Genomic DNA, 17,408 nt, shown 5'->3' with positions numbered 1-17,408 from the left:
AAATTTATGTTAACACTAACGCTTGCTATCTTGCAAAAGCTTAATTATACTTGGTTAAGATTTTGCTTGGACTAACTTTGTTTGTCAAACAGATTTAATTTCCTAGACCAATTAAAAAAGCGTTTCAATTCATTTTTATTTAACTTATTAAAATGAAAAATTTTATGGGGAAATGGAATAGCATTAGAATAAACACCATTCATTGAGAAAACCAGCATTAATTTTTTAGTATTGCCTTTCTTTATGTCAAAATTTTTTTGAAACTTTTCTTGTTCATTTTCAAAAAACGATTCTGCTGAACAATCGTTATTAATCAACAAAACTATACAATCACATTTTTTCACAATATCATGATAGTCAATTTCATCATTATAATTGTCACTGATATAAACTTCGTTTCCATTATTCCAGAAGAAATCTGCAATATCGAAAAGAAATTCACCTATTTCTTGCTCTTCATTTTCTATTACTAAATATTTCATTTTAAATTACCCTATTAAATTCGATTACCACATCATCAGATTTGGGATATCCTACACAAGTAAGCACATATCCGTCTTTAATTTGCTCTTTCGTAAGTCCTTCGGCTACTAACATTTCTACTTTTCCTGACAGACATTTGCCCGCACAGCTTATGCAATTTCCACTTTGACAGGAATAAGGCATATCAAGTCCTGATTCAAGTCCTGCAAATAAAATAGACTTACCCGCAGGTATGTTTACTTTGTGTTCTTTACCTTTTAAAAGTATTTTTATTTGATATTCTTGTTGCGCTTCAGCTGGTTTATGCGTTGTTTTTGTGGCAGTATAAAAACTTTCTTTATGAATAACTTCTTTAGAAAACCCTATTTTTTGTATAGTGCCTGTTGCCATTTCCATCAGCTCCTGCGGACCGCAAATATAAAACTCGGTGTTTGTGTCATTTTTAAGTTGTAAATCAGTAAGAATTGTTTCCAGTCGCATAGTATTTATTCTGTGGGAATTTTCATTTACACTTCTAAAAAGTCTTGATAAAAAACCTGATTTCAGCTGTTCATTCTTTATTACATCGCTCCAATAATAGACGATACGGAAACGTGATGAAAACTCGGAAGACCATTGTTCAAGCTGATGATAAAAGATAGTATTTTCTCTGTTTGAATTTACATATATCAAAGATACCATTGATCCAGGCTCTTTTATAAGAACCGACTTGATAATAGAAAACAAAGGAGTAATTCCACTTCCGCCTCCAACAAGCACAATATGACGTTGGTTATTTTCGGGTTTAAATTTAAAATTACCCATAGGTGGCAATGCAGTTATCGTATCTCCAGCCTTGACATTATTGCTAAGATGATTTGACATTTTCCCTCCTTTTACTCTTTTTACCGTTACAGACAAGTTTTTATCTATATATGGCGAAGAACAGAGCGAGTAAGAACGTCTTTCTTCCTTTCCTTCAATTTCAGAAATAAGAGTTAAAAATTGTCCTGATAGATAGCTCAATTGTTGTTCTGGCTGGACAATATGCATCGTTATGGTATCCGCAGTTTCCTGCACAATATCCTGAATATATAATAAGATTTTATCGTTCATGTTTTTTTTATTACAGGTAATTATTCAACAATCAAATCAATCACTTCTTCAGGGTCAGCACTATTGTTAATCCAAATAGCTTCTATTGTTGTAGCTCCTTCAACTGATATTCCTTTTGTATCTAATCTTTTTACGGCTTCGGAATAATCAACCCCCAACGCCTTAAAAGCATCATTGATAGGTGCTTTTATTATTCTATCCAAAAGTATGGTATCCACTTTCGGATTGAAATGTTGCTGAACGATGAATAGTACAGATACGACTATAACAGCTAATGCCGTAGGAATGAAGACACCCTTTTTGAAATGAATCCTTAATGCTTTCCAATTAAGTATGATATGGAAAACGGCACAAACAACAAAAAAAACACCAAGGAACTCGTGGACAACTTCGGTATAGCCGTCAAACAAATGGAAAAACATCAGTAACCCCGAAAGTCCCACAACAAGAAAAACCAAGGAAATAAAAGGGGTAATATAATTTCTGTTCAGTTTCATAATACAAAGGGTTGTTTAGTTGAATTTTGAAAATCTGTTTTCAAGGTTAATCAGCCAATTGCTTCTCTTTTCCTGACTTACAGATTTTACTGAAGCAAAGCTTATCCAATTAAGATTTTTGTAACCCATAGTTTTAAAAACACTTTTTAGCATTGCTTTCCTGATTAAATTTCCAATAAGCAGGGAATACATTATTTTGGGTTTATTCATTGTAGTGATGATAGTCACGCTTTTTAGGTTTTCCAAAAGTGGGACTAATCCAAAACCTCTTGGATGATGGTCATATACAATTCCGGGACTTAAAACACGGTCAATAAATCCTTTTGTCATTGCAGGCATTAAATCCCACCAAATAGGAAAGATAAAAATCAGATGGTCTGCCTTTTTTAGACGTTCGCTGTAATCTATTACCTGCGGGTCAATGGGTTTGTGTTCTACAAAGGCTTTTAAATCGGCCTTTGACATTACAGGATTAAATCCGTCATTGTCAAGATGCATCAGGTCAACTTCGTGATCTGCATTTTTTAGCCCTTTTGTTACGGCATCTAATATGGCATTGTTATAACTTCCCTCGTAAGGATGATTAAATACTATTGCTACTCTCATTTTTTACTTTATTTTATTCTGCAAAGTTGAGAAGTAGCAAATGTTTTGACGATAACAATTGTAAAGAAATGGCAAAGAGATTGCCTTTCATTGTTTGTCGTTCGTCAATTAAACGATTGTTTAAATTCCAAAGGTGAGAGCTGTGTTTTTGCTTTAAATAGTTTGCTAAAGGATTGCGGATGTTCAAATCCTAATTGATAAGCAATTTCCGATACCGATAAATGGGTTTCTGTTAAATAATCTTTTGCTTTTTCAATTAATTTTTCGTGAATGTGTTGTTGTGCATTATGTCCTGTGAGTGACCGAAGTAGGTCACCTAAATAACGAGGGGAAAGATTTAGCTCCCCTGCCAAATACTCAACTGTTGGCAATCCCCTTTGTAAGGCTTCTTCTTGTTCAAAATACGTATTTAATAACTGTTCCATCCGTGTAAGCAAATCGTGGTTCACGGTTTTTCTTGTAATGAATTGTCGTCCGTAAAATCTCGAACAATAGTTTAACAACAATTCAAGGGTTGATACTATTATGTTTTGACTGTGCTCATCTATGTTTTCCTTTAATTCCGTTTGGATTTTTAACACACAATCGTATAAAATCTGCTTTTCCTTTTCCGATAGATGAAGGCCTTCGGATATTTCATAAGAAAAGAAGTTATACCCTTTTATTTTATGTCCCAAAGAAGTAGTTCTTATCAAGTCAGGGTGAAAGAACAAACCCCACCCTAACATATTCTCTGACACCTCAACATCATTATCCATTTCAATGATTTGATTTGGTGCCATACAAATCAAATTTCCATCCTGAAAATCAACAACCTTGCGACCATATTTGATATTGTTTTTAGAATAGTTTTTGAACATCATCGAATAAAAACCAGCTGAAATCCTTATGTCATCACGTATATGTTCATCTACCTTGCTGAAATCTACAACAGCAACCAAAGGGTGCTGGATGTTTTTATTCGAATAAAATAATTTGAATAAATCCGAAACAGTTTTTAAATGGACAAATGCACCCATAAATTATTGGTTAAAGTCGTTATAAATATAGAATTATTGTATTACCAATGGCTGTATATTTTTTTTAATTGTTTACAATCCAAATTGTGATTTTACTCCTCCAATAAAAATTTCATCATCTATTTGTTGACGGTTTGCTATAAACATTTTAGCGTCTTCCCCCGCAATATATCTCAATTGATTTTTGTTATCGGTAGCTGCTTCATAAATTGCATTGGCAATCAAAGTCCCTGATGACGCATTTTTATATAAGGCGGGCATTCCTTCCAATACTTTACCAACTAATGGTTGATATTCTGCCATCGTTTCGTCATTTGAAAAATCTAATGAACGGCTTGCAAAGTCGGTGGCAATGGCGCCAGGTTCAATGATTTTTACTTTTCCGCCAAATTGTTCCACCTCATAGTTCAAAGCTTCCGAAATACCTTCAATAGCAAATTTAGTTCCATGATATAAAGAGCCTAATGGAAATGCCATTTTACCTCCGATAGAGGAAATATTAATGATAACGCCATCTTTGTTCTGGCGAAAGTGCGGAAGTAATGCTTTGGTAACATCCAACAGCCCAATTACATTAGTGTTAAATTGACGAATGATTCTTTCCCTTGTGAAAGATTCCAATGTTCCGTAAGCACCATAACCAGCATTGTTAAGCAACACATCAATTTTCCCAAAACTTTGGATACCTAGGTTTACTGCTTTTTTGATGGACTCCAAATCCAGTACATCGAGGTGGGTAACCCAAACATTGTGTAATGTAGTTAGCTCTGTTTCTCTTTCAGGATTTCGCATAGTAGCGATGACATTCCAACCTTTTGACTGAAACAGCTTGGCAGTTGCTTTTCCCAAACCTGCGGAAGCTCCTGTAATGAAAATTGTTTTTTGCATATTCTTATTCTTTAAAATTTGATAATGCAAAAGTCAGAAGAAGCCAAAAGTTATTTGTTGCCAAATTGAGTTACGTTGTAACCAAAATGAGTTTTTTGGGCTGTAAACCTTAATGTAGAGTGTCTGTGATAATTTTCAAAGTACTATTGCTACTCTCATTTTTTACTTTACTTGATTTTATTCTGCAAAGTTGAGAAGTAGCAAATGCTTTGACGATAACAATTGTAAAGAAATGGCAAAGAGATAGCCAATGGATTTTATTTGTATGGTATTTCACGTCACAAATAAATTTGAAGGAAAATGGACTTATCGCCTGTTTCGTATTCGGCTTAATGAAACAGAAGTGATGCCTAAATAGGATGCGATATAATGTTGCGGAATACGCTGGATAATATGGGGATATTCTTCAATAAGCTCTTGGTAGCGTTGTTGAGGCGTATTTTTAAGATAGGAATAGAAAATTTTTTGAGATTGCAAAAGTCGTCTGAATAAATGTTCCTGCATCTCTTCTTTGATTTCTGGCAAATTTTCTAATGCGTTTTGAAAGTCTTGTTGCGAAATCGTCTGTAAAATACAAGGTTCTAAACTTTCAATGCTGTATAAACTCGCTTGATTTGTTCTAAAACTTTCAATAGAAGAAACCTTGTCGCCTTCAAAGAAAAATTGAGTGGTAATTTCTTTTCCATCATTATTAACCCAGGTCCGCAAACAGCCTTTCTCAATAAAGAACATTGTTCTAGAAATTTGCCCTTCCTGTAACAGAATTGTTTTGGCAGGAACTTCCTGTCGTTTAAAAAGATGGTCGAATTTATCCCAATCGCTGTCCATTTCTTGATTTTTTTATGTTTAGGAGCTGTATTAAAGCTCGTTTCTATTAGATGTGACAGCTAACAGCCAGCATACTTGGCGAAGCTAATATATCTAATATAGCGAAAAAAATCCAACAGAGCATTTTTAGCCTATTTGACAAAAAGTTTTTGTCATTCCATGATTAAATATTATTGCTTAGTTGTAATTCTCCTTTTATGTTTTTGTCCCCAGTCTGCTAATACAGAAACTACGTCTTTAAGTGTTGCTGCGTATTCCGTAGGAATATATTCTACAATAACAGGGAATTTGTCTGTCTGCACGGTTCTTTCGAGCAATCCGTTCAATTCTAATTGTTTTAATTCATTTGAAAGCACTCTTGCTGAAATGCCGTTAATTATTCGTTGCAATTCGTTAAAACGTCTATGCCCGCTAAACATTGCGATAATAATTCGTAATTTCCACTTACCACCCAATACATACAATGCATCTTCTACCGAGTTGATGTGCTTAGTGCATTGTACTTCTGAATACATTACTTTTTGCTTCATAATTTATTGAAAGTAACCTAATAGTTAGTACTAACCTTTTGTTTACTACTAACTATTAGTAAGCAAATATAAGTAATTTTACAGCATTAAAAATTAAAAAGAGAAAAATGAAGTCAATAAAAATCACTTATTACATTACGACGGGGTTGATGTCGTTAGCAATGGCATTTTCAACATTTGCGTATTTGACAAATCCTGCTTTAAAAGAAGCGTTTCAGCATTTGGGTTTCCCGGATTATTTCCGGATTGAATTAGCAATTGCAAAAGGTCTTGCCGCCATTGCACTTTGGCTTCCTTTCCGTTTTGCGAAAGAAACAGCTTATATTGGTTTGTCAATTAGTTTTATATCGGCATTTATTGCACACACGGTTGTTGGCGACCCTATATTCAATATTATATATCCATTGTTCATTTTGGCAATACTTGTTGTATCGTATGTAACGTATAGGAAAAGTAACTTTGCATAATATAGCAATTTCCATTAAAATCAGACTACGTTTTGAAATTTAGGGTCTTTTTCTAATGCTTTGGTAAGTACAAATCGGTTTTCTTCGCCCCATTGTTCAATAGTTAAAATCAATGGTAAAAGTTTTTCGCCAAGTTCTGTAAGTTCATATTCAACTTTAGGAACTTTGGTGTTGAAAGTCTTTTTATGGATAAATCCGTGCAATACTAATTCTTGCAGTTGTTTGTCCATAACTCTTCTGTCAGCGTTTGGAATTTTACGCTGCAGTTCACTTGGACGTTTGAGGTTTTTGGAAATATAATAAACAAGCATCAGTTTCCATTTGCCATTTAGAAGTTCTTTGAAAAAATGTAAACCGCAGTCAAGTTGAACAGGTGTTTTCTTTTGATACATATAAACTATTTTACTTCTGCAAAGTTACACAGTTTTCTATGTCTCTGTAACCAGATAGAATACGCATAAATTTATGCGTAATTGTCTAAAAAAATGAAGCGTTCTACCTTTGTAGAAATTAAAATTACAAATATGCTAAAGTTTACGTTTTTAATCCGAAAAACCACAGGAATGAGCAAAGAAGATTTTATTGATTATCATAGAAATCATCACGCACCTTTGTTTATGTCTATTCCCGAATCAAAGCAATATGTGAAAAAGTATGTTGTTTCTCATCCTAAAATAATTGAAGGTTTTCCACTACCAGCGTATGACGGTATAACTGATATTTATTTTGCCTCAATGAACGACTTTAACAGCTTCTTTGCAAGTGAAAACTACAAACAAAAAGTCCACCCTGATGAAAGTAATTTCATTGATTTGAATGACGTGGTAACGCTTGTGTCCGATGAAGTAGTTGTTGTAGATTAATTAAAGAACTTGAACTGTATGAATCCAGACAATTCTACTCTGCGACCCACAATAGAACTAAACCTACCCAATTATCTGCTTTCGGTGATTCAACCCCAATAGTGAGGGTAAGATATTTTTAGCGTTTCGCCGTATTGGCTAAGTTGATATTTTACAGTGATGAGTTGATTCAACTCAAGCTCTTTGAGTTTTCTACTGAGCATTTTTCAGGAAATGACCTCTAAATTAGTTAAACATAAAACAGGCGAAGTTTTCCATTAAACTTCGCCTGTTTTAATTAAGCACTTAAAGAGCTGGAGTCTACGAATTCGCTGTTGGTAAAAAACGAAATGTTACAAATGCAGGGTACAGGCAAGTGGCTTTCTGCCATCTGGTGTTTGTTATGTTTTATCTTTTACTTCAACCATTTATTTATAGCTTCATTTAGTCTTTCGCTGTTAAACTGTTCTTCTGCCGTTTGAACCCAGCACACAAATCCGTCTGGTCTTATGAAAACACTATTGATAGCAGGCACTTCTCCGATTGCAGGTAAGTTCCATACAGAACTATTTCCTTTCACTATTGGAACTGCCTTAATAATATCAATGCTTGACTGATATGCATTGGGAATTTCTAAATTGTTTTCTTCATTAAAATTCAGCAACAATGGTCTTGCTTTGTGCATGAGAGAAAACAAATCTTTTTCTACACCATTTATTAATAATTTTATATTAGGTATCCTTTGTCCTAGCATTGTGTGAAATCCTTCTCCCCAATCATATCGAATACCCAAACCACTTAATATTCTAGATAAATGAAGTGTTACTTCGGGTACTTCCACCATCGTATTTACAATCTCTCTCAGGGCTTCTATTTGTGCACCCGGTTTGATAAGTGCAGTTTGTGCTTTGGCCATTTGAAGTACTTTGGCACCTACCGGATGTCGCTCTTCTTCAAAACTATCGAGTAAAGAAACAGAAGCTTTGCCTGTGGCAACCATGCCCAATTTCCAGCCTAAATTCACCGCATCCTGAACACCAAGATTTAAACCCTGACCACCAATAGGTGAATGTGTATGTGCGGCATCGCCAAGGAGGAATACACGCCTGTAACGATATTTTTTTACTTGTCTAAAACCATCGCCAAATCTTGACATCCAACGGGCGGAACGCAACCCGAAATCTGTACCAATTCCTTCTATCATAGCCTGCCGCAATTCTTCTAAAGTAACAGGTTGGCTTCTGTCTATCGGCGGTGTAACTTTCATCAGACTTACTCTAAACCAATCTTCTTCAACATTTGAAACCTGATAAGTTCCTATTTTAAGGTTACGGCCAAATCTTTCATTTTCTGCCGGTGGAGTGTTCAACAGCACATCCGCTACAATCCAATGAGAAATCGGGTCTTCTCCTGTAAAACTTTCACCACATAATCTTCTAACTACACTGTTTCCGCCGTCGCAACCTGCAAGATATTTGGCACTTAACTGTTTTATATTCCCGTTTTGCTGAACAAAAACATTTGCTTGATTTTCATCTTGAGTAAAATAAATTAATTCGGTAGCCCAATGAATATCTACTCCTAATTCGGTAGCCCGCTTTGTCAAAATTCGTTCTGTTTGATGTTGAGGTAGTATTAATGCATCCGGAAAATCAGGATCTAATGCCTTAGGCATCATTAGCATGCCCGAAAAAAGAACTGCCTTTAGAGGATTTCCATGCTTTTCAAACTCTTCTGCCAGACCTCTCATTCTAAAATTCTCCATTGATCTGGCATTAATGCCAGGAGCACGGGATTCTCCCGTAGTACCTTGAGCTCTGCGTTCTACTATTGCAACATTTGCCCCCATCAGTTTTAATTCGCAAGCCAACATCAAACCTGTAGGTCCTGCACCTGCTACAATTACATCGTATAACTTTTCTATACTGTCCATTTTTATTTTGTTTAAATAATTTACGTTGCAAATTTCGGGAGTTACATACGGATAAAATAGTTACTTTTGATGTGAAAATAGTCCAATATGGTATTTTTGTTAAAATGGAAAAAGCAATTGAGATAAACAACATACCTGAATACATCAAAAAGTCGGGTGGTTTGACTGATAAAAACGGTTACTTGAACTTCCCCGAAAGTTTGGGAACAGGCTATTTGAAAATGATAGAGCCTTTGCCTCAGCTCAGTATTATGCTTCAGCATTATGAGCTAAAAAAAAGTCTTTTCATAAAACGTAGTAAGCATAACGATAGTAAAAGCGTGTTGATTTTTAGTTTCAGAAATATAATAACAGGAGAACAGAATACGCAAAAAAAATCATCTTTTAAATTTATGCCTTCTGTTCAGGTATCCACTGCTGATGTGGCATTAGACATTGAAGTGCCGAACTTATTTGAAACAAGCAATATTATTATACGCATTGAAGCCAATTTTTTAAGGCAGTTGTTAGAAAAAGATAACAATGCCCGACTGACGGAATTAGTAGTACAAAAAGAGCAATCCTATTTGTATGAAGAATTTGTTTCACCAAAAATACAATCGGTAGCTGCTGATATTTTCGAAATAGCGGTTTCGCATCCTCTTGCAAACTTTTACTATAAAATAAAAGCTGAGGAATTAATTTTTTTGTTTTTTGAAAACTTACTACAACGTGATGAATTACCGAAATACTCCATTCATCCAAAAGATATAAAAGCGGTTTATAAATTGCGAGAAGAAATGTTGGACAATATAAATGAGCCTCCCCAATTGGATATTTTGGCGACAAAAGCCAACATGAGCGTAAGTAAGTTGGGGAAAATCTTCAAGCAAATTTTTGGGGATAGCATTTACAATTATTATCAAAAATTAAGAATGCAGAAAGCGGCATTTTTACTTCGTGAAGAAAAACTATCTGTTGCGGAAGTCGGCTATCAACTTGGATTTTCAAACCTTAGTCATTTCACACGATTGTTTGAAAAACATATTGGAATGAAACCTAAAAAGTATAGTAAAATAAATTAAACAAAACTTACTGAACACAACACTCTATTTATTTTTTAAAACGCTACCTACATTCTGTATCTATTCTTATTTCACCAAATGCTGTAAGTTTGGGTCGTTTTTAATACGCTCCAATTCCGTTTCGATAATCTGTACAATATCCTGTTTTATCTGACGGTAATTGCTTTCAATTTCCTGTTTCATTTTGTCTTCTCCGTGTTCATCAACAAAGGATAGGATTTCCGGTATCTTCTGATATACTTTAGTTTCTGCGGCAACTTTTTCATTGTCCACTACAATTTCAGCGTGGAAAATCTTTTGGTCGATACGTTCATCAAAGTTGTCCGAAACTGAACCCACAAACATACCCTGTGTAAGTGTTGAAATTTTCGATGCCGGAATAAGGCTGTCTAACTGTGTGGAAATAGATGTAGATTTATCATTCCTGTTAATCGTCATACTTTGGCGTTTCTGCAATACTTTTCCGAAGCGTTCCGAAAGACTTTTTGCCGTTTCGCCAACCACTTGACCGCTGAAAATATTGCCTACCGTATTTTGAATTACCTTACTTTCCTTGTCGCCGTAATCACGGGTTAATTGCGAGAAATCTTGAAAACCTAAACAAACCGCCACTTTATTACTTCTTGCTGTTGCAATCAAATTATCCAATCCTCTGAAGTAAATTGTCGGCAGCTCATCAATGATTACTGAACTCTTTAATTGCCCTTTTTTGTTGATGAGCTTAACAATTCTCGAATTGTACAATCCCAAAGCTGCGGAGTAGATATTTTGACGGTCGGGATTGTTACCTACACACAAAATTTTAGGTTCTTTCGGATTGTTGATGTCAAGCGTAAAATCATCCCCGGTCATTACCCAATACAATTGCGGGCTAATCATTCTTGACAAAGGAATTTTTGCCGATGCAATCTGCCCCTGCAATTGGTCTTGTGCGCCACCTTGCCAGGCATCCATAAACGGAGAAAGATAGTTTTCCAAATCGGAATATGAGGTCAGAATGGTAAATACGTCCGAATACTTTTTATTCAGCAATTCAATGGCGTGTGGAAATGTACAATACTTACCGTTCTCATAGATTTTCAGATACCAAATAATGGCAGCCAATAGGATAATTGGGCTTTCCACGAAAAAATCTCCTTGCTTCTGTATCCAGCTTCGATTGAGGTTCAGCATTATGGTATAAGCCGCTTCGTAAGCATCAGAAATGTCCGTCATAAAGTCGGGATTAAGCGGGTTACAACGGTGGCTCTTGCGTGGGTCGTCGAAATTTATCACGTAAAATTTCGGCTGAACTTTGTACTTGTCCCGATGCTTCAGTAAGTGATTGTAGGCAATGGTAGAAAGGTCGTCAAACTTGAAATCATAGATGTACATACTAAAGCCTTTCTCAATCTGCTGCTTAATGTAGTTGTTTACGATAGCATACGATTTACCCGAACCTGGAGTACCCAACACGATTGATGCCCTGAAAGGATTTACAATGTTTATCCAACCGTTGTTCCATTTTCCCTTGTAGTAAAATTTGGTAGGTAGGTTTACGGAATATTCATTTTCCATCAACTTTGTTTCCTGCTGAAAACTTTCGTTTTCATTATTGAATACATCATCCATCAAATTAGTACGAAGCAATCGGCTCATCCATACGCCCGCCATCAGCAAGGCGATATAACCTAACGATATAGTAAGAATATACAGGAATGTACCTATTACCGGAGATAGCTTTAGCAACGGTCTGTTCAAAAAGAACAGCACAAAACCAATGCCCAAAGCTACGTATATTTTAGACCAGGTTATCTTCTCATTCTTTACGCCCTTTGTTCCTAAGCAACTCAAAGCAAGTAAAATCAAAGCGAATGCTTTGGTGTAAAGGGAATGTGAAAACAAACCCGCCGTTCTGTCGAAATTGCCTAATATCTTGTTGATTACTTCCAACGTCCAGCCTCGTTCTAAAAAGAAACCGTAGCAGAACCAATAAAGGTGCATCAGTACCAAAAGAATACTTACTGCCCTCATAAAAGCCATTATTTTGGCTAAACCTCTTAAATCGTCTTCTCCCTGCATTATTTTTTAGTTTTAATGTTCGGGCGTGAATTTAAAGGCTCTATATAGAGCCTTTAAGAATGTGGCAGTCAATGGCTGCGCGTGGCGGTGTTTGGCGGAGAAATAAGAGGTATAGCTTCTATGACCACTTTGTATAGTAACATTTATCGAGCATCAAAATAAAAGACACTTTTAGTTGCTAACCTCTTTTGTTTTCTATCCGTTAGCAACATTTTTTGTCTTGCTGGATGGGTGGACAAGGAACATTTCCGTAACTGCAATAAACACAACAGTCGCCTTGCTTTGGTTTAAGAACTTGTTTGCACTTTTCACATTCGTAAAAATATTGGCAAGCATCTGTCGGCATTGTTTCTTCTTTCTTGTGTCCGCAGTTGGGGCAAGTGATTGTTGATTGCAACATAATTTTCATTTTATTTTTATTTTTTATCAGTTACAACATATCCTGTTTTGTTAATTGCTTTTTCAATTTCAGAACTGTTGGTTTTTGAGTTGTCAAACTCTACGATTGCATTTCCATTTTCGTAAGAAGCTTTTGAACTGATTATTCCTGTCAATTTACTCACTTCGTGATTTACGTGTTCTTCACAACTTGCACAAGTCATTCCGCTAATAGAAAACTTGACCGTCTGAACATTTGACTTGTCAACCACAATGACTTGTTTTTCTGTTTTGGTATAAAAAATATGTGCATAATATGGGAAAGCAAGCATTACGATTGCAAATGCCGTTACAATTCCTAAAAACATTTTGGACTGAATGAATTTTGGTTTTTCTTCCGTTTCACAGTTGCAGTCAATTTGCATTTTGGGTTTCAACTTTTGATACCAAGCAAAACCAAGCACTAAAATTGTCAAACCGATAAAATACGGTCGGAAAGGTTCAAGCCACGAAAAGGTTGAAGCAAGCCCGCTTGTTCCTGCAATAAGAGCCAAAACTGGCGTGATGCAACAAAGGGAAGCTGCAATTGTAGTCAAAAGTCCTGCACCAATTAATTTTTTGTCTGTTTTCATATCGCTTCTAAGATTTTGTTTTCGTCAAGGATTTGGAAAAACGGCTTCAGCATTTTTTCATACTCTTTAGTCAATGAGTAAAAAATGGTTTGAGCTTCTCGTTCTGTTTCAATGAGTTTTCTGTCTTTGAGTTTTCGTAAGTGCTGCGAAACTGCTGAAATAGTCATACCAAGAATGTCGCTTATGTCACAAACGCAAAGCCGCTTTTCTTCATAAAGCAGAAAGAGGATTTTCAGCCTTACATTGTTTCCCGCCAATTCAAGTCCGTTCGATAAATAGTCAAACGAACCATTGAGTTTTGAAACTCTGTCTTTACAGCGATTTATTTGTTTAATGTCAGCTTGTTGTCGTATGCAAGAATTATTGTCCATAATGCAAAGGTAGTTAATTCGCTTATTTAAGCAACTACTTAAATACAACAAGTAGAATTAAAAATCTTCCATTACAGTCTTCTTTTTTTCTTCTTCATTTTGTTGGCAAAATCCTGTTCCTCGTAATCTTCGCCCTGTGCTTCGGGCAGTAAACCTCCCAATGCTTCAATCAAACCATCTTCGTGTTTTTCATTAGTATTCAGGAAGTCGAACAAATGATGTGGTTCTTCCGCAGGAAGATCCGCATCATTTGATGTGGATATTTTCGGTTTTAATTCAACTGGCTCTTTAATCCCCGGTTTGATATTATTATTCCAATAATCATTAAAGGTATTGGCAGAAAGTTCCTTGTCTAAGCGTGAACCGTTCCAAACCGTTTTAGAATTGTGGTCTATAAAAGTTATTCCGTAAATACGTCCTGTATCATTTCTACGCACCACTACATTAATGCCCTGTTCGCCTAACTGCTTTTTAAAACCCTGCTCATCATTTGTTGATTGCAGGGCAATGGTAACAGCAGCTTTAATGGTAGGTTTTGTCGGGTGGTCTTTTAAATCCTCTTTGCATTTTGCAAAATGCAGTTCCAAAGCCGGAAGCCCTGCATTTTTACCAAACAACGAAGCCTTGAACGGATGCCCGGCTCTTTCGCCTTTTTCATTTAAAGGAATGTAAAGTAAACCCTGCCGTAGCTGTCCCTGCAATTCGCCCTCCACTTTTTCGGTGGTAACATTAAACAGGGAAAGCAAGGCATTGTATTCGCCCAAAGTCTGAAATTTATAATAATTCGGCAGGTGACGGACAACCGCAGCAATCTGACTTTTCACATCGCCTGCTTTGTAATCTACCGGACAGAAAATCTTGACGTTCTGCTTATGTTCTTTATCGGTCGCGGGTATCAATCCGTGTTTCCTTTCGAGTTCACGGCACACATTCATAGACCGCATTTTTTCAAACTTGTCAGAGATTTTTTTACCGTTCTCGTCCACACAAACCGATACGATATGAATATGCGAACGGTCAATATCGGTATGCTTAAAGACTACAAAAGGCTGTTCGCCGTAGCCCATTTCCTGCATATATTCTTCCGCCATTTGCCGAAACCTGTCATCGCTAACCTTATCTTTCGGGTCGGGGTTGAGCGAAATATGCAACGTATGCTTTTCCGTATTGCGGTTGGCAATCAGGTAAGGTGCAAAAGATTGTGCTAATTGTGCAACAGTATATGCTCCAGTTGGCGTTTCGATTATCTTATTTGCGAACAGAATTTTCCCGTTTTCATTCTCTACTTTGAGCTGATTGTACGCCAATGCACCGTATAAATTCCCGCTTCTTCCGATTTTTGCTATCATTTTTACAGCTGTTTTTTCAAATGTTTTGCTTCAAATTCTTCGGTTAACTGAATGATTTTTTGGCATAGCATCGCCATTTCAGCCGTTTGTTTTTCTAATTTATAGAGGAATGCTGCGGCTTTTTTCTCGGAAAAATTCTTGTACAAAAGCTTCACTATTTGGTTGTAATTGACACCCACAGAACGAAACTGACTATGAAACGAGGTTAATCTCATATAAAAATCAACTGTTCCTTTATCAATTTTAACCGATTTCATTTCCTTGCCAAACAACAGGAAAATGATAAACTTTGCTTTGTTAGGCATTCCCGATGCTTCAAAAAGCGATAAAAGTTTGGCATTTTCTTCATCAGTAAGACGAAAGACGTGGCGGTGGATACTTGGGTCGGTTTTTGCCTTCCGTCCGCCTTTATTTTGTTTTCTGTTATTATTCTCATTCATCACTAATCCATTTTAAATTCACACAAAACCTCGACTTCGGAGTGGTTTTTTAAGCTCCCGGCAGGGCAAGTTGTTTTGAGGCACTAACTCGGTTTCGAGTGCCTCAAAACACAACTTGCCGTGTTCTGTTGAACACAAAAATCCGCCCTGCGGGATGGATTAAATGTAACAGGGAAAAACGGCTCGATGCCGTTCCCGTTACCCTCCGATTTGTCAAAAGTCATTTGCATAAATCCGTTAATAATAATCATTGTACAAAGTAAAGCCCTGCCTTTAAGAGTATTGCAATGCAATACCTGGACAAACTCTGCCTTTGAACGCCAAACAATGCCACGATAACAAAAGCACTTATATATCTACATTTCTTTGTGCCTACAAACAGATATAAGGGCATAGTTAAGTATGCAGGTAACAACAGAAGTACTCAATCAGCTATGTAGAAAAGTACCTATTGTGATACCTGATTATGCGGTTGAGTATGGGCGTATTCACGCACATAAGAAAGCTGGTCTGCTGGTACAAACATACTTGTCTGCATACAGCTATAAGCGTGTATTCAGGTACATAGACAGCTTGGTGGGTAATTACCCGCTTAGCTATAAAAGTATGTACAGAGCGACAAGCATACATATAGCAATACAGAAGTAGATAACTGCGGATATACGGACATAAGTAAATGGATATATAAATAATTAAAAACAGCAGCAATATGAACGCAAAACACAAAACAGTATTTATCGCTTTTTCATCACAAAAAGGCGGTGTCGGCAAAAGCACTTTTACAACGCTTGTTGCGAGTACGATGCACTATCGGTTGGGCTATAACGTAGCCGTATTTGATGCGGATTTTCCGCAGCATAGCCTAATGAAAATGAAGACAAGGGATTTGGCAATGGTAATGGAAAACGAGGCTTTGAAAAGGCTGGCGTACAAACAATTTACCACTATCAACAAAAAAGCCTATCCAATTATGCAACACAAAGCAGATAGCGTATTGGATGCGGCTCACGAATTTGTAAACACATCTTCCGTTCCGGTTGATGTGGTATTCTTTGACCTGCCCGGAACCGTGAATACGCCCGGCATTCTGAAAGCATTGGCAGGAATGCACCACATTTTTACGCCTATCACGGCAGACCGTGTGGTAATGGAAAGTACGCTCATCTTCACGCAGCTTTTGCAGGATGTGATTATGAAAAAAGGGGAAACTTCCATAGAAACCATTAACCTGTTTTGGAACCAGGTGGATGGCAGGGAAAGCACACCCCTATATGGCGTGTATAACCAGCTTATTGCGCAATTAGGATTAAGCCTGATGCAAAGCCAAATTAAGAACAGCACCCGTTTCCGCAAAGAAAGCGAAACGGACAGCAAAACCGTTTTCCGTTCTACCGTAATGCCTCCCGATGAACGTTTGATGAAAGCCAGTCAGTTAGACTTGTTCATAGACGAATTTTTAAAAATCGTTCAATTATAGCCCTATGGAGAAAGATAATAAAAAGAAAGCCACGCCTGATATTAACGAGGAACTGATGATGAACCTGATGGTAGATGGCGTAAAAAAAGAGGGCCTACAGCTTCCACCTGAACCGCCTGCTGAAGAACCCGAAAAGGAAGAGATTAAGCCTAAAGAACTGGCACAGGAAAAACCTGCGATTAAAGAAAAGAGCAGAACCAAAAGGACAAACGAAGCAGACTACGAAAGTATCTTTTTCAAAAAACCTGATACCAATGCCCGTGACGGGAAAACGGTTTATATCCGACCGGATTTTCACGAAAAGATGTCACGCATTGTACAGGTTATAGGCGAAGACAAGATAACCATATACGGCTATCTGGACAATTTGCTGGATTATCATTTCCAGGAATTTGGCGAGCAGATTACCAAGAGTTTCAATGATAAGTACAAACCTATTTTATAAGCT

At 36.6% G+C, this 17,408-nt stretch carries 21 protein-coding genes; 5 read left to right on the top strand and 16 right to left on the bottom strand.

The window, feature by feature from the left end; translation table 11 throughout:
• Positions 1 to 71: 71 nt before the first annotated feature.
• From ACWNCI_RS03505 to ACWNCI_RS03470, 8 genes are all read right to left on the bottom strand, one after another.
• Positions 72 to 482 carry a hypothetical protein gene (locus ACWNCI_RS03505; protein ID WP_449387216.1) on the bottom strand — a complete coding sequence of 137 codons (411 nt, stop codon included), beginning with the start codon at positions 480 to 482 and terminating at the stop codon, positions 72 to 74.
• Between the two features lies 1 nt (position 483).
• Positions 484 to 1,578, bottom strand: a complete 1,095-nt coding sequence (locus ACWNCI_RS03500) for an FAD-binding oxidoreductase (RefSeq protein WP_449387215.1) — start codon at positions 1,576 to 1,578, stop codon at positions 484 to 486.
• Positions 1,579 to 1,598: 20 nt separating this feature from the next.
• Positions 1,599 to 2,075 carry a DUF4405 domain-containing protein gene (locus ACWNCI_RS03495; RefSeq protein WP_132773251.1) on the bottom strand — a complete coding sequence of 159 codons (477 nt, stop codon included), beginning with the start codon at positions 2,073 to 2,075 and terminating at the stop codon, positions 1,599 to 1,601.
• A 15-nt stretch (positions 2,076 to 2,090) separates the two neighbouring features.
• Positions 2,091 to 2,681, bottom strand: coding sequence for an NAD(P)H-dependent oxidoreductase (locus tag ACWNCI_RS03490; RefSeq protein ID WP_449387214.1), 591 nt, complete (start codon positions 2,679 to 2,681; stop codon positions 2,091 to 2,093).
• A 104-nt stretch (positions 2,682 to 2,785) separates the two neighbouring features.
• Positions 2,786 to 3,700, bottom strand: a complete 915-nt coding sequence (locus ACWNCI_RS03485; protein ID WP_449387213.1) for a helix-turn-helix domain-containing protein — start codon at positions 3,698 to 3,700, stop codon at positions 2,786 to 2,788.
• A 72-nt stretch (positions 3,701 to 3,772) separates the two neighbouring features.
• Positions 3,773 to 4,588, bottom strand: coding sequence for an SDR family oxidoreductase (locus ACWNCI_RS03480; protein ID WP_449387212.1), 816 nt, complete (start codon positions 4,586 to 4,588; stop codon positions 3,773 to 3,775).
• A 306-nt stretch (positions 4,589 to 4,894) separates the two neighbouring features.
• A complete protein-coding gene (locus ACWNCI_RS03475) occupies positions 4,895 to 5,416 on the bottom strand; it encodes a Crp/Fnr family transcriptional regulator (RefSeq protein WP_449387211.1) in 522 nt (173 codons plus the stop codon).
• Between the two features lie 170 nt (positions 5,417 to 5,586).
• Positions 5,587 to 5,946: a winged helix-turn-helix transcriptional regulator gene (locus tag ACWNCI_RS03470; protein WP_449387210.1), complete on the bottom strand. Its 360-nt coding sequence runs from the start codon at positions 5,944 to 5,946 to the stop codon at positions 5,587 to 5,589.
• A 107-nt stretch (positions 5,947 to 6,053) separates the two neighbouring features.
• Between ACWNCI_RS03470 and ACWNCI_RS03465 the strand changes: the two genes are divergently transcribed.
• Positions 6,054 to 6,413, top strand: coding sequence for a DoxX family protein (locus ACWNCI_RS03465; RefSeq protein ID WP_449387209.1), 360 nt, complete (start codon positions 6,054 to 6,056; stop codon positions 6,411 to 6,413).
• A gap of 20 nt (positions 6,414 to 6,433) precedes the next feature.
• On the opposite strand, the gene ACWNCI_RS03460 is transcribed toward ACWNCI_RS03465, so the two are convergent.
• Positions 6,434 to 6,805 carry a winged helix-turn-helix transcriptional regulator gene (locus tag ACWNCI_RS03460; RefSeq protein ID WP_449387208.1) on the bottom strand — a complete coding sequence of 124 codons (372 nt, stop codon included), beginning with the start codon at positions 6,803 to 6,805 and terminating at the stop codon, positions 6,434 to 6,436.
• Between the two features lie 93 nt (positions 6,806 to 6,898).
• On the opposite strand from ACWNCI_RS03460, the gene ACWNCI_RS03455 reads away from it, so the two are divergent.
• Complete coding sequence (locus ACWNCI_RS03455; protein ID WP_449387207.1) at positions 6,899 to 7,276, top strand: EthD domain-containing protein; 378 nt, start codon at positions 6,899 to 6,901, stop codon at positions 7,274 to 7,276.
• Between the two features lie 394 nt (positions 7,277 to 7,670).
• On the opposite strand, the gene ACWNCI_RS03450 is transcribed toward ACWNCI_RS03455, so the two are convergent.
• Entirely contained in the window at positions 7,671 to 9,188 is a 1,518-nt protein-coding gene (locus ACWNCI_RS03450; protein WP_449387206.1) for an FAD-dependent monooxygenase, read from the bottom strand.
• A gap of 104 nt (positions 9,189 to 9,292) precedes the next feature.
• Here ACWNCI_RS03450 and ACWNCI_RS03445 point away from each other — a divergent pair, with 104 nt between their 5' ends.
• On the top strand, positions 9,293 to 10,252 hold the full coding sequence (locus ACWNCI_RS03445; protein WP_449387205.1) for a helix-turn-helix domain-containing protein: 960 nt from the start codon (positions 9,293 to 9,295) through the stop codon (positions 10,250 to 10,252).
• Between the two features lie 66 nt (positions 10,253 to 10,318).
• On the opposite strand, the gene mobC is transcribed toward ACWNCI_RS03445, so the two are convergent.
• From mobC to mobA, 6 genes are all read right to left on the bottom strand, one after another.
• A complete protein-coding gene (gene mobC / locus ACWNCI_RS03440) occupies positions 10,319 to 12,313 on the bottom strand; it encodes a conjugal transfer protein MobC (RefSeq protein ID WP_449387204.1) in 1,995 nt (664 codons plus the stop codon).
• Positions 12,314 to 12,515: 202 nt separating this feature from the next.
• Positions 12,516 to 12,722 carry a GDCCVxC domain-containing (seleno)protein gene (locus ACWNCI_RS03435; RefSeq protein ID WP_449387203.1) on the bottom strand — a complete coding sequence of 69 codons (207 nt, stop codon included), beginning with the start codon at positions 12,720 to 12,722 and terminating at the stop codon, positions 12,516 to 12,518.
• A gap of 7 nt (positions 12,723 to 12,729) precedes the next feature.
• A complete protein-coding gene (gene merTP, locus ACWNCI_RS03430) occupies positions 12,730 to 13,323 on the bottom strand; it encodes a mercuric transport protein MerTP (RefSeq protein ID WP_449387202.1) in 594 nt (197 codons plus the stop codon).
• Entirely contained in the window at positions 13,320 to 13,694 is a 375-nt protein-coding gene (locus tag ACWNCI_RS03425; protein ID WP_449387201.1) for an ArsR/SmtB family transcription factor, read from the bottom strand. The genes merTP and ACWNCI_RS03425 overlap by 4 nt, the downstream gene beginning before the upstream one ends.
• Before the next feature lie 71 nt (positions 13,695 to 13,765).
• A complete protein-coding gene (gene mobB / locus ACWNCI_RS03420; RefSeq protein ID WP_449387200.1) occupies positions 13,766 to 15,043 on the bottom strand; it encodes a conjugal transfer protein MobB in 1,278 nt (425 codons plus the stop codon).
• 2 nt (positions 15,044 to 15,045) lie between these two features.
• Positions 15,046 to 15,483 (bottom strand): conjugal transfer protein MobA, encoded by a 438-nt coding sequence (gene mobA, locus ACWNCI_RS03415; RefSeq protein WP_068944905.1) that lies wholly within the window; start codon positions 15,481 to 15,483, stop codon positions 15,046 to 15,048.
• 709 nt (positions 15,484 to 16,192) lie between these two features.
• Between mobA and ACWNCI_RS03410 the strand changes: the two genes are divergently transcribed.
• Positions 16,193 to 16,960 carry a ParA family protein gene (locus ACWNCI_RS03410; protein WP_449387199.1) on the top strand — a complete coding sequence of 256 codons (768 nt, stop codon included), beginning with the start codon at positions 16,193 to 16,195 and terminating at the stop codon, positions 16,958 to 16,960.
• Positions 16,961 to 16,964: 4 nt separating this feature from the next.
• Positions 16,965 to 17,405: a DUF3408 domain-containing protein gene (locus ACWNCI_RS03405; protein ID WP_449387198.1), complete on the top strand. Its 441-nt coding sequence runs from the start codon at positions 16,965 to 16,967 to the stop codon at positions 17,403 to 17,405.
• Positions 17,406 to 17,408: the final 3 nt, after the last annotated feature.

It is taken from the genome of Chryseobacterium lineare (assembly GCF_977014045.1).
This window is presented reverse-complemented; position numbering and strand designations above follow the sequence as displayed.

What these genes read in the sequence shown, in the direction of transcription:
- ACWNCI_RS03505 (WP_449387216.1), bottom strand. Translation starts at nt 482, where the DNA reads ATGAAATATTTAGTAATAGAAAATGAAGAGCAAGAAATAGGTGAATTT.
- ACWNCI_RS03500 (WP_449387215.1), bottom strand. Translation starts at nt 1,578, where the DNA reads ATGAACGATAAAATCTTATTATATATTCAGGATATTGTGCAGGAAACT.
- ACWNCI_RS03495 (WP_132773251.1), bottom strand. Translation starts at nt 2,075, where the DNA reads ATGAAACTGAACAGAAATTATATTACCCCTTTTATTTCCTTGGTTTTT.
- ACWNCI_RS03490 (WP_449387214.1), bottom strand. Translation starts at nt 2,681, where the DNA reads ATGAGAGTAGCAATAGTATTTAATCATCCTTACGAGGGAAGTTATAAC.
- ACWNCI_RS03485 (WP_449387213.1), bottom strand. Translation starts at nt 3,700, where the DNA reads ATGGGTGCATTTGTCCATTTAAAAACTGTTTCGGATTTATTCAAATTA.
- ACWNCI_RS03480 (WP_449387212.1), bottom strand. Translation starts at nt 4,588, where the DNA reads ATGCAAAAAACAATTTTCATTACAGGAGCTTCCGCAGGTTTGGGAAAA.
- ACWNCI_RS03475 (WP_449387211.1), bottom strand. Translation starts at nt 5,416, where the DNA reads ATGGACAGCGATTGGGATAAATTCGACCATCTTTTTAAACGACAGGAA.
- ACWNCI_RS03470 (WP_449387210.1), bottom strand. Translation starts at nt 5,946, where the DNA reads ATGAAGCAAAAAGTAATGTATTCAGAAGTACAATGCACTAAGCACATC.
- ACWNCI_RS03465 (WP_449387209.1), top strand. Translation starts at nt 6,054, where the DNA reads ATGAAGTCAATAAAAATCACTTATTACATTACGACGGGGTTGATGTCG.
- ACWNCI_RS03460 (WP_449387208.1), bottom strand. Translation starts at nt 6,805, where the DNA reads ATGTATCAAAAGAAAACACCTGTTCAACTTGACTGCGGTTTACATTTT.
- ACWNCI_RS03455 (WP_449387207.1), top strand. Translation starts at nt 6,899, where the DNA reads ATGAAGCGTTCTACCTTTGTAGAAATTAAAATTACAAATATGCTAAAG.
- ACWNCI_RS03450 (WP_449387206.1), bottom strand. Translation starts at nt 9,188, where the DNA reads ATGGACAGTATAGAAAAGTTATACGATGTAATTGTAGCAGGTGCAGGA.
- ACWNCI_RS03445 (WP_449387205.1), top strand. Translation starts at nt 9,293, where the DNA reads ATGGAAAAAGCAATTGAGATAAACAACATACCTGAATACATCAAAAAG.
- mobC (WP_449387204.1), bottom strand. Translation starts at nt 12,313, where the DNA reads ATGCAGGGAGAAGACGATTTAAGAGGTTTAGCCAAAATAATGGCTTTT.
- ACWNCI_RS03435 (WP_449387203.1), bottom strand. Translation starts at nt 12,722, where the DNA reads ATGAAAATTATGTTGCAATCAACAATCACTTGCCCCAACTGCGGACAC.
- merTP (WP_449387202.1), bottom strand. Translation starts at nt 13,323, where the DNA reads ATGAAAACAGACAAAAAATTAATTGGTGCAGGACTTTTGACTACAATT.
- ACWNCI_RS03425 (WP_449387201.1), bottom strand. Translation starts at nt 13,694, where the DNA reads ATGGACAATAATTCTTGCATACGACAACAAGCTGACATTAAACAAATA.
- mobB (WP_449387200.1), bottom strand. Translation starts at nt 15,043, where the DNA reads ATGATAGCAAAAATCGGAAGAAGCGGGAATTTATACGGTGCATTGGCG.
- mobA (WP_068944905.1), bottom strand. Translation starts at nt 15,483, where the DNA reads ATGAATGAGAATAATAACAGAAAACAAAATAAAGGCGGACGGAAGGCA.
- ACWNCI_RS03410 (WP_449387199.1), top strand. Translation starts at nt 16,193, where the DNA reads ATGAACGCAAAACACAAAACAGTATTTATCGCTTTTTCATCACAAAAA.
- ACWNCI_RS03405 (WP_449387198.1), top strand. Translation starts at nt 16,965, where the DNA reads ATGGAGAAAGATAATAAAAAGAAAGCCACGCCTGATATTAACGAGGAA.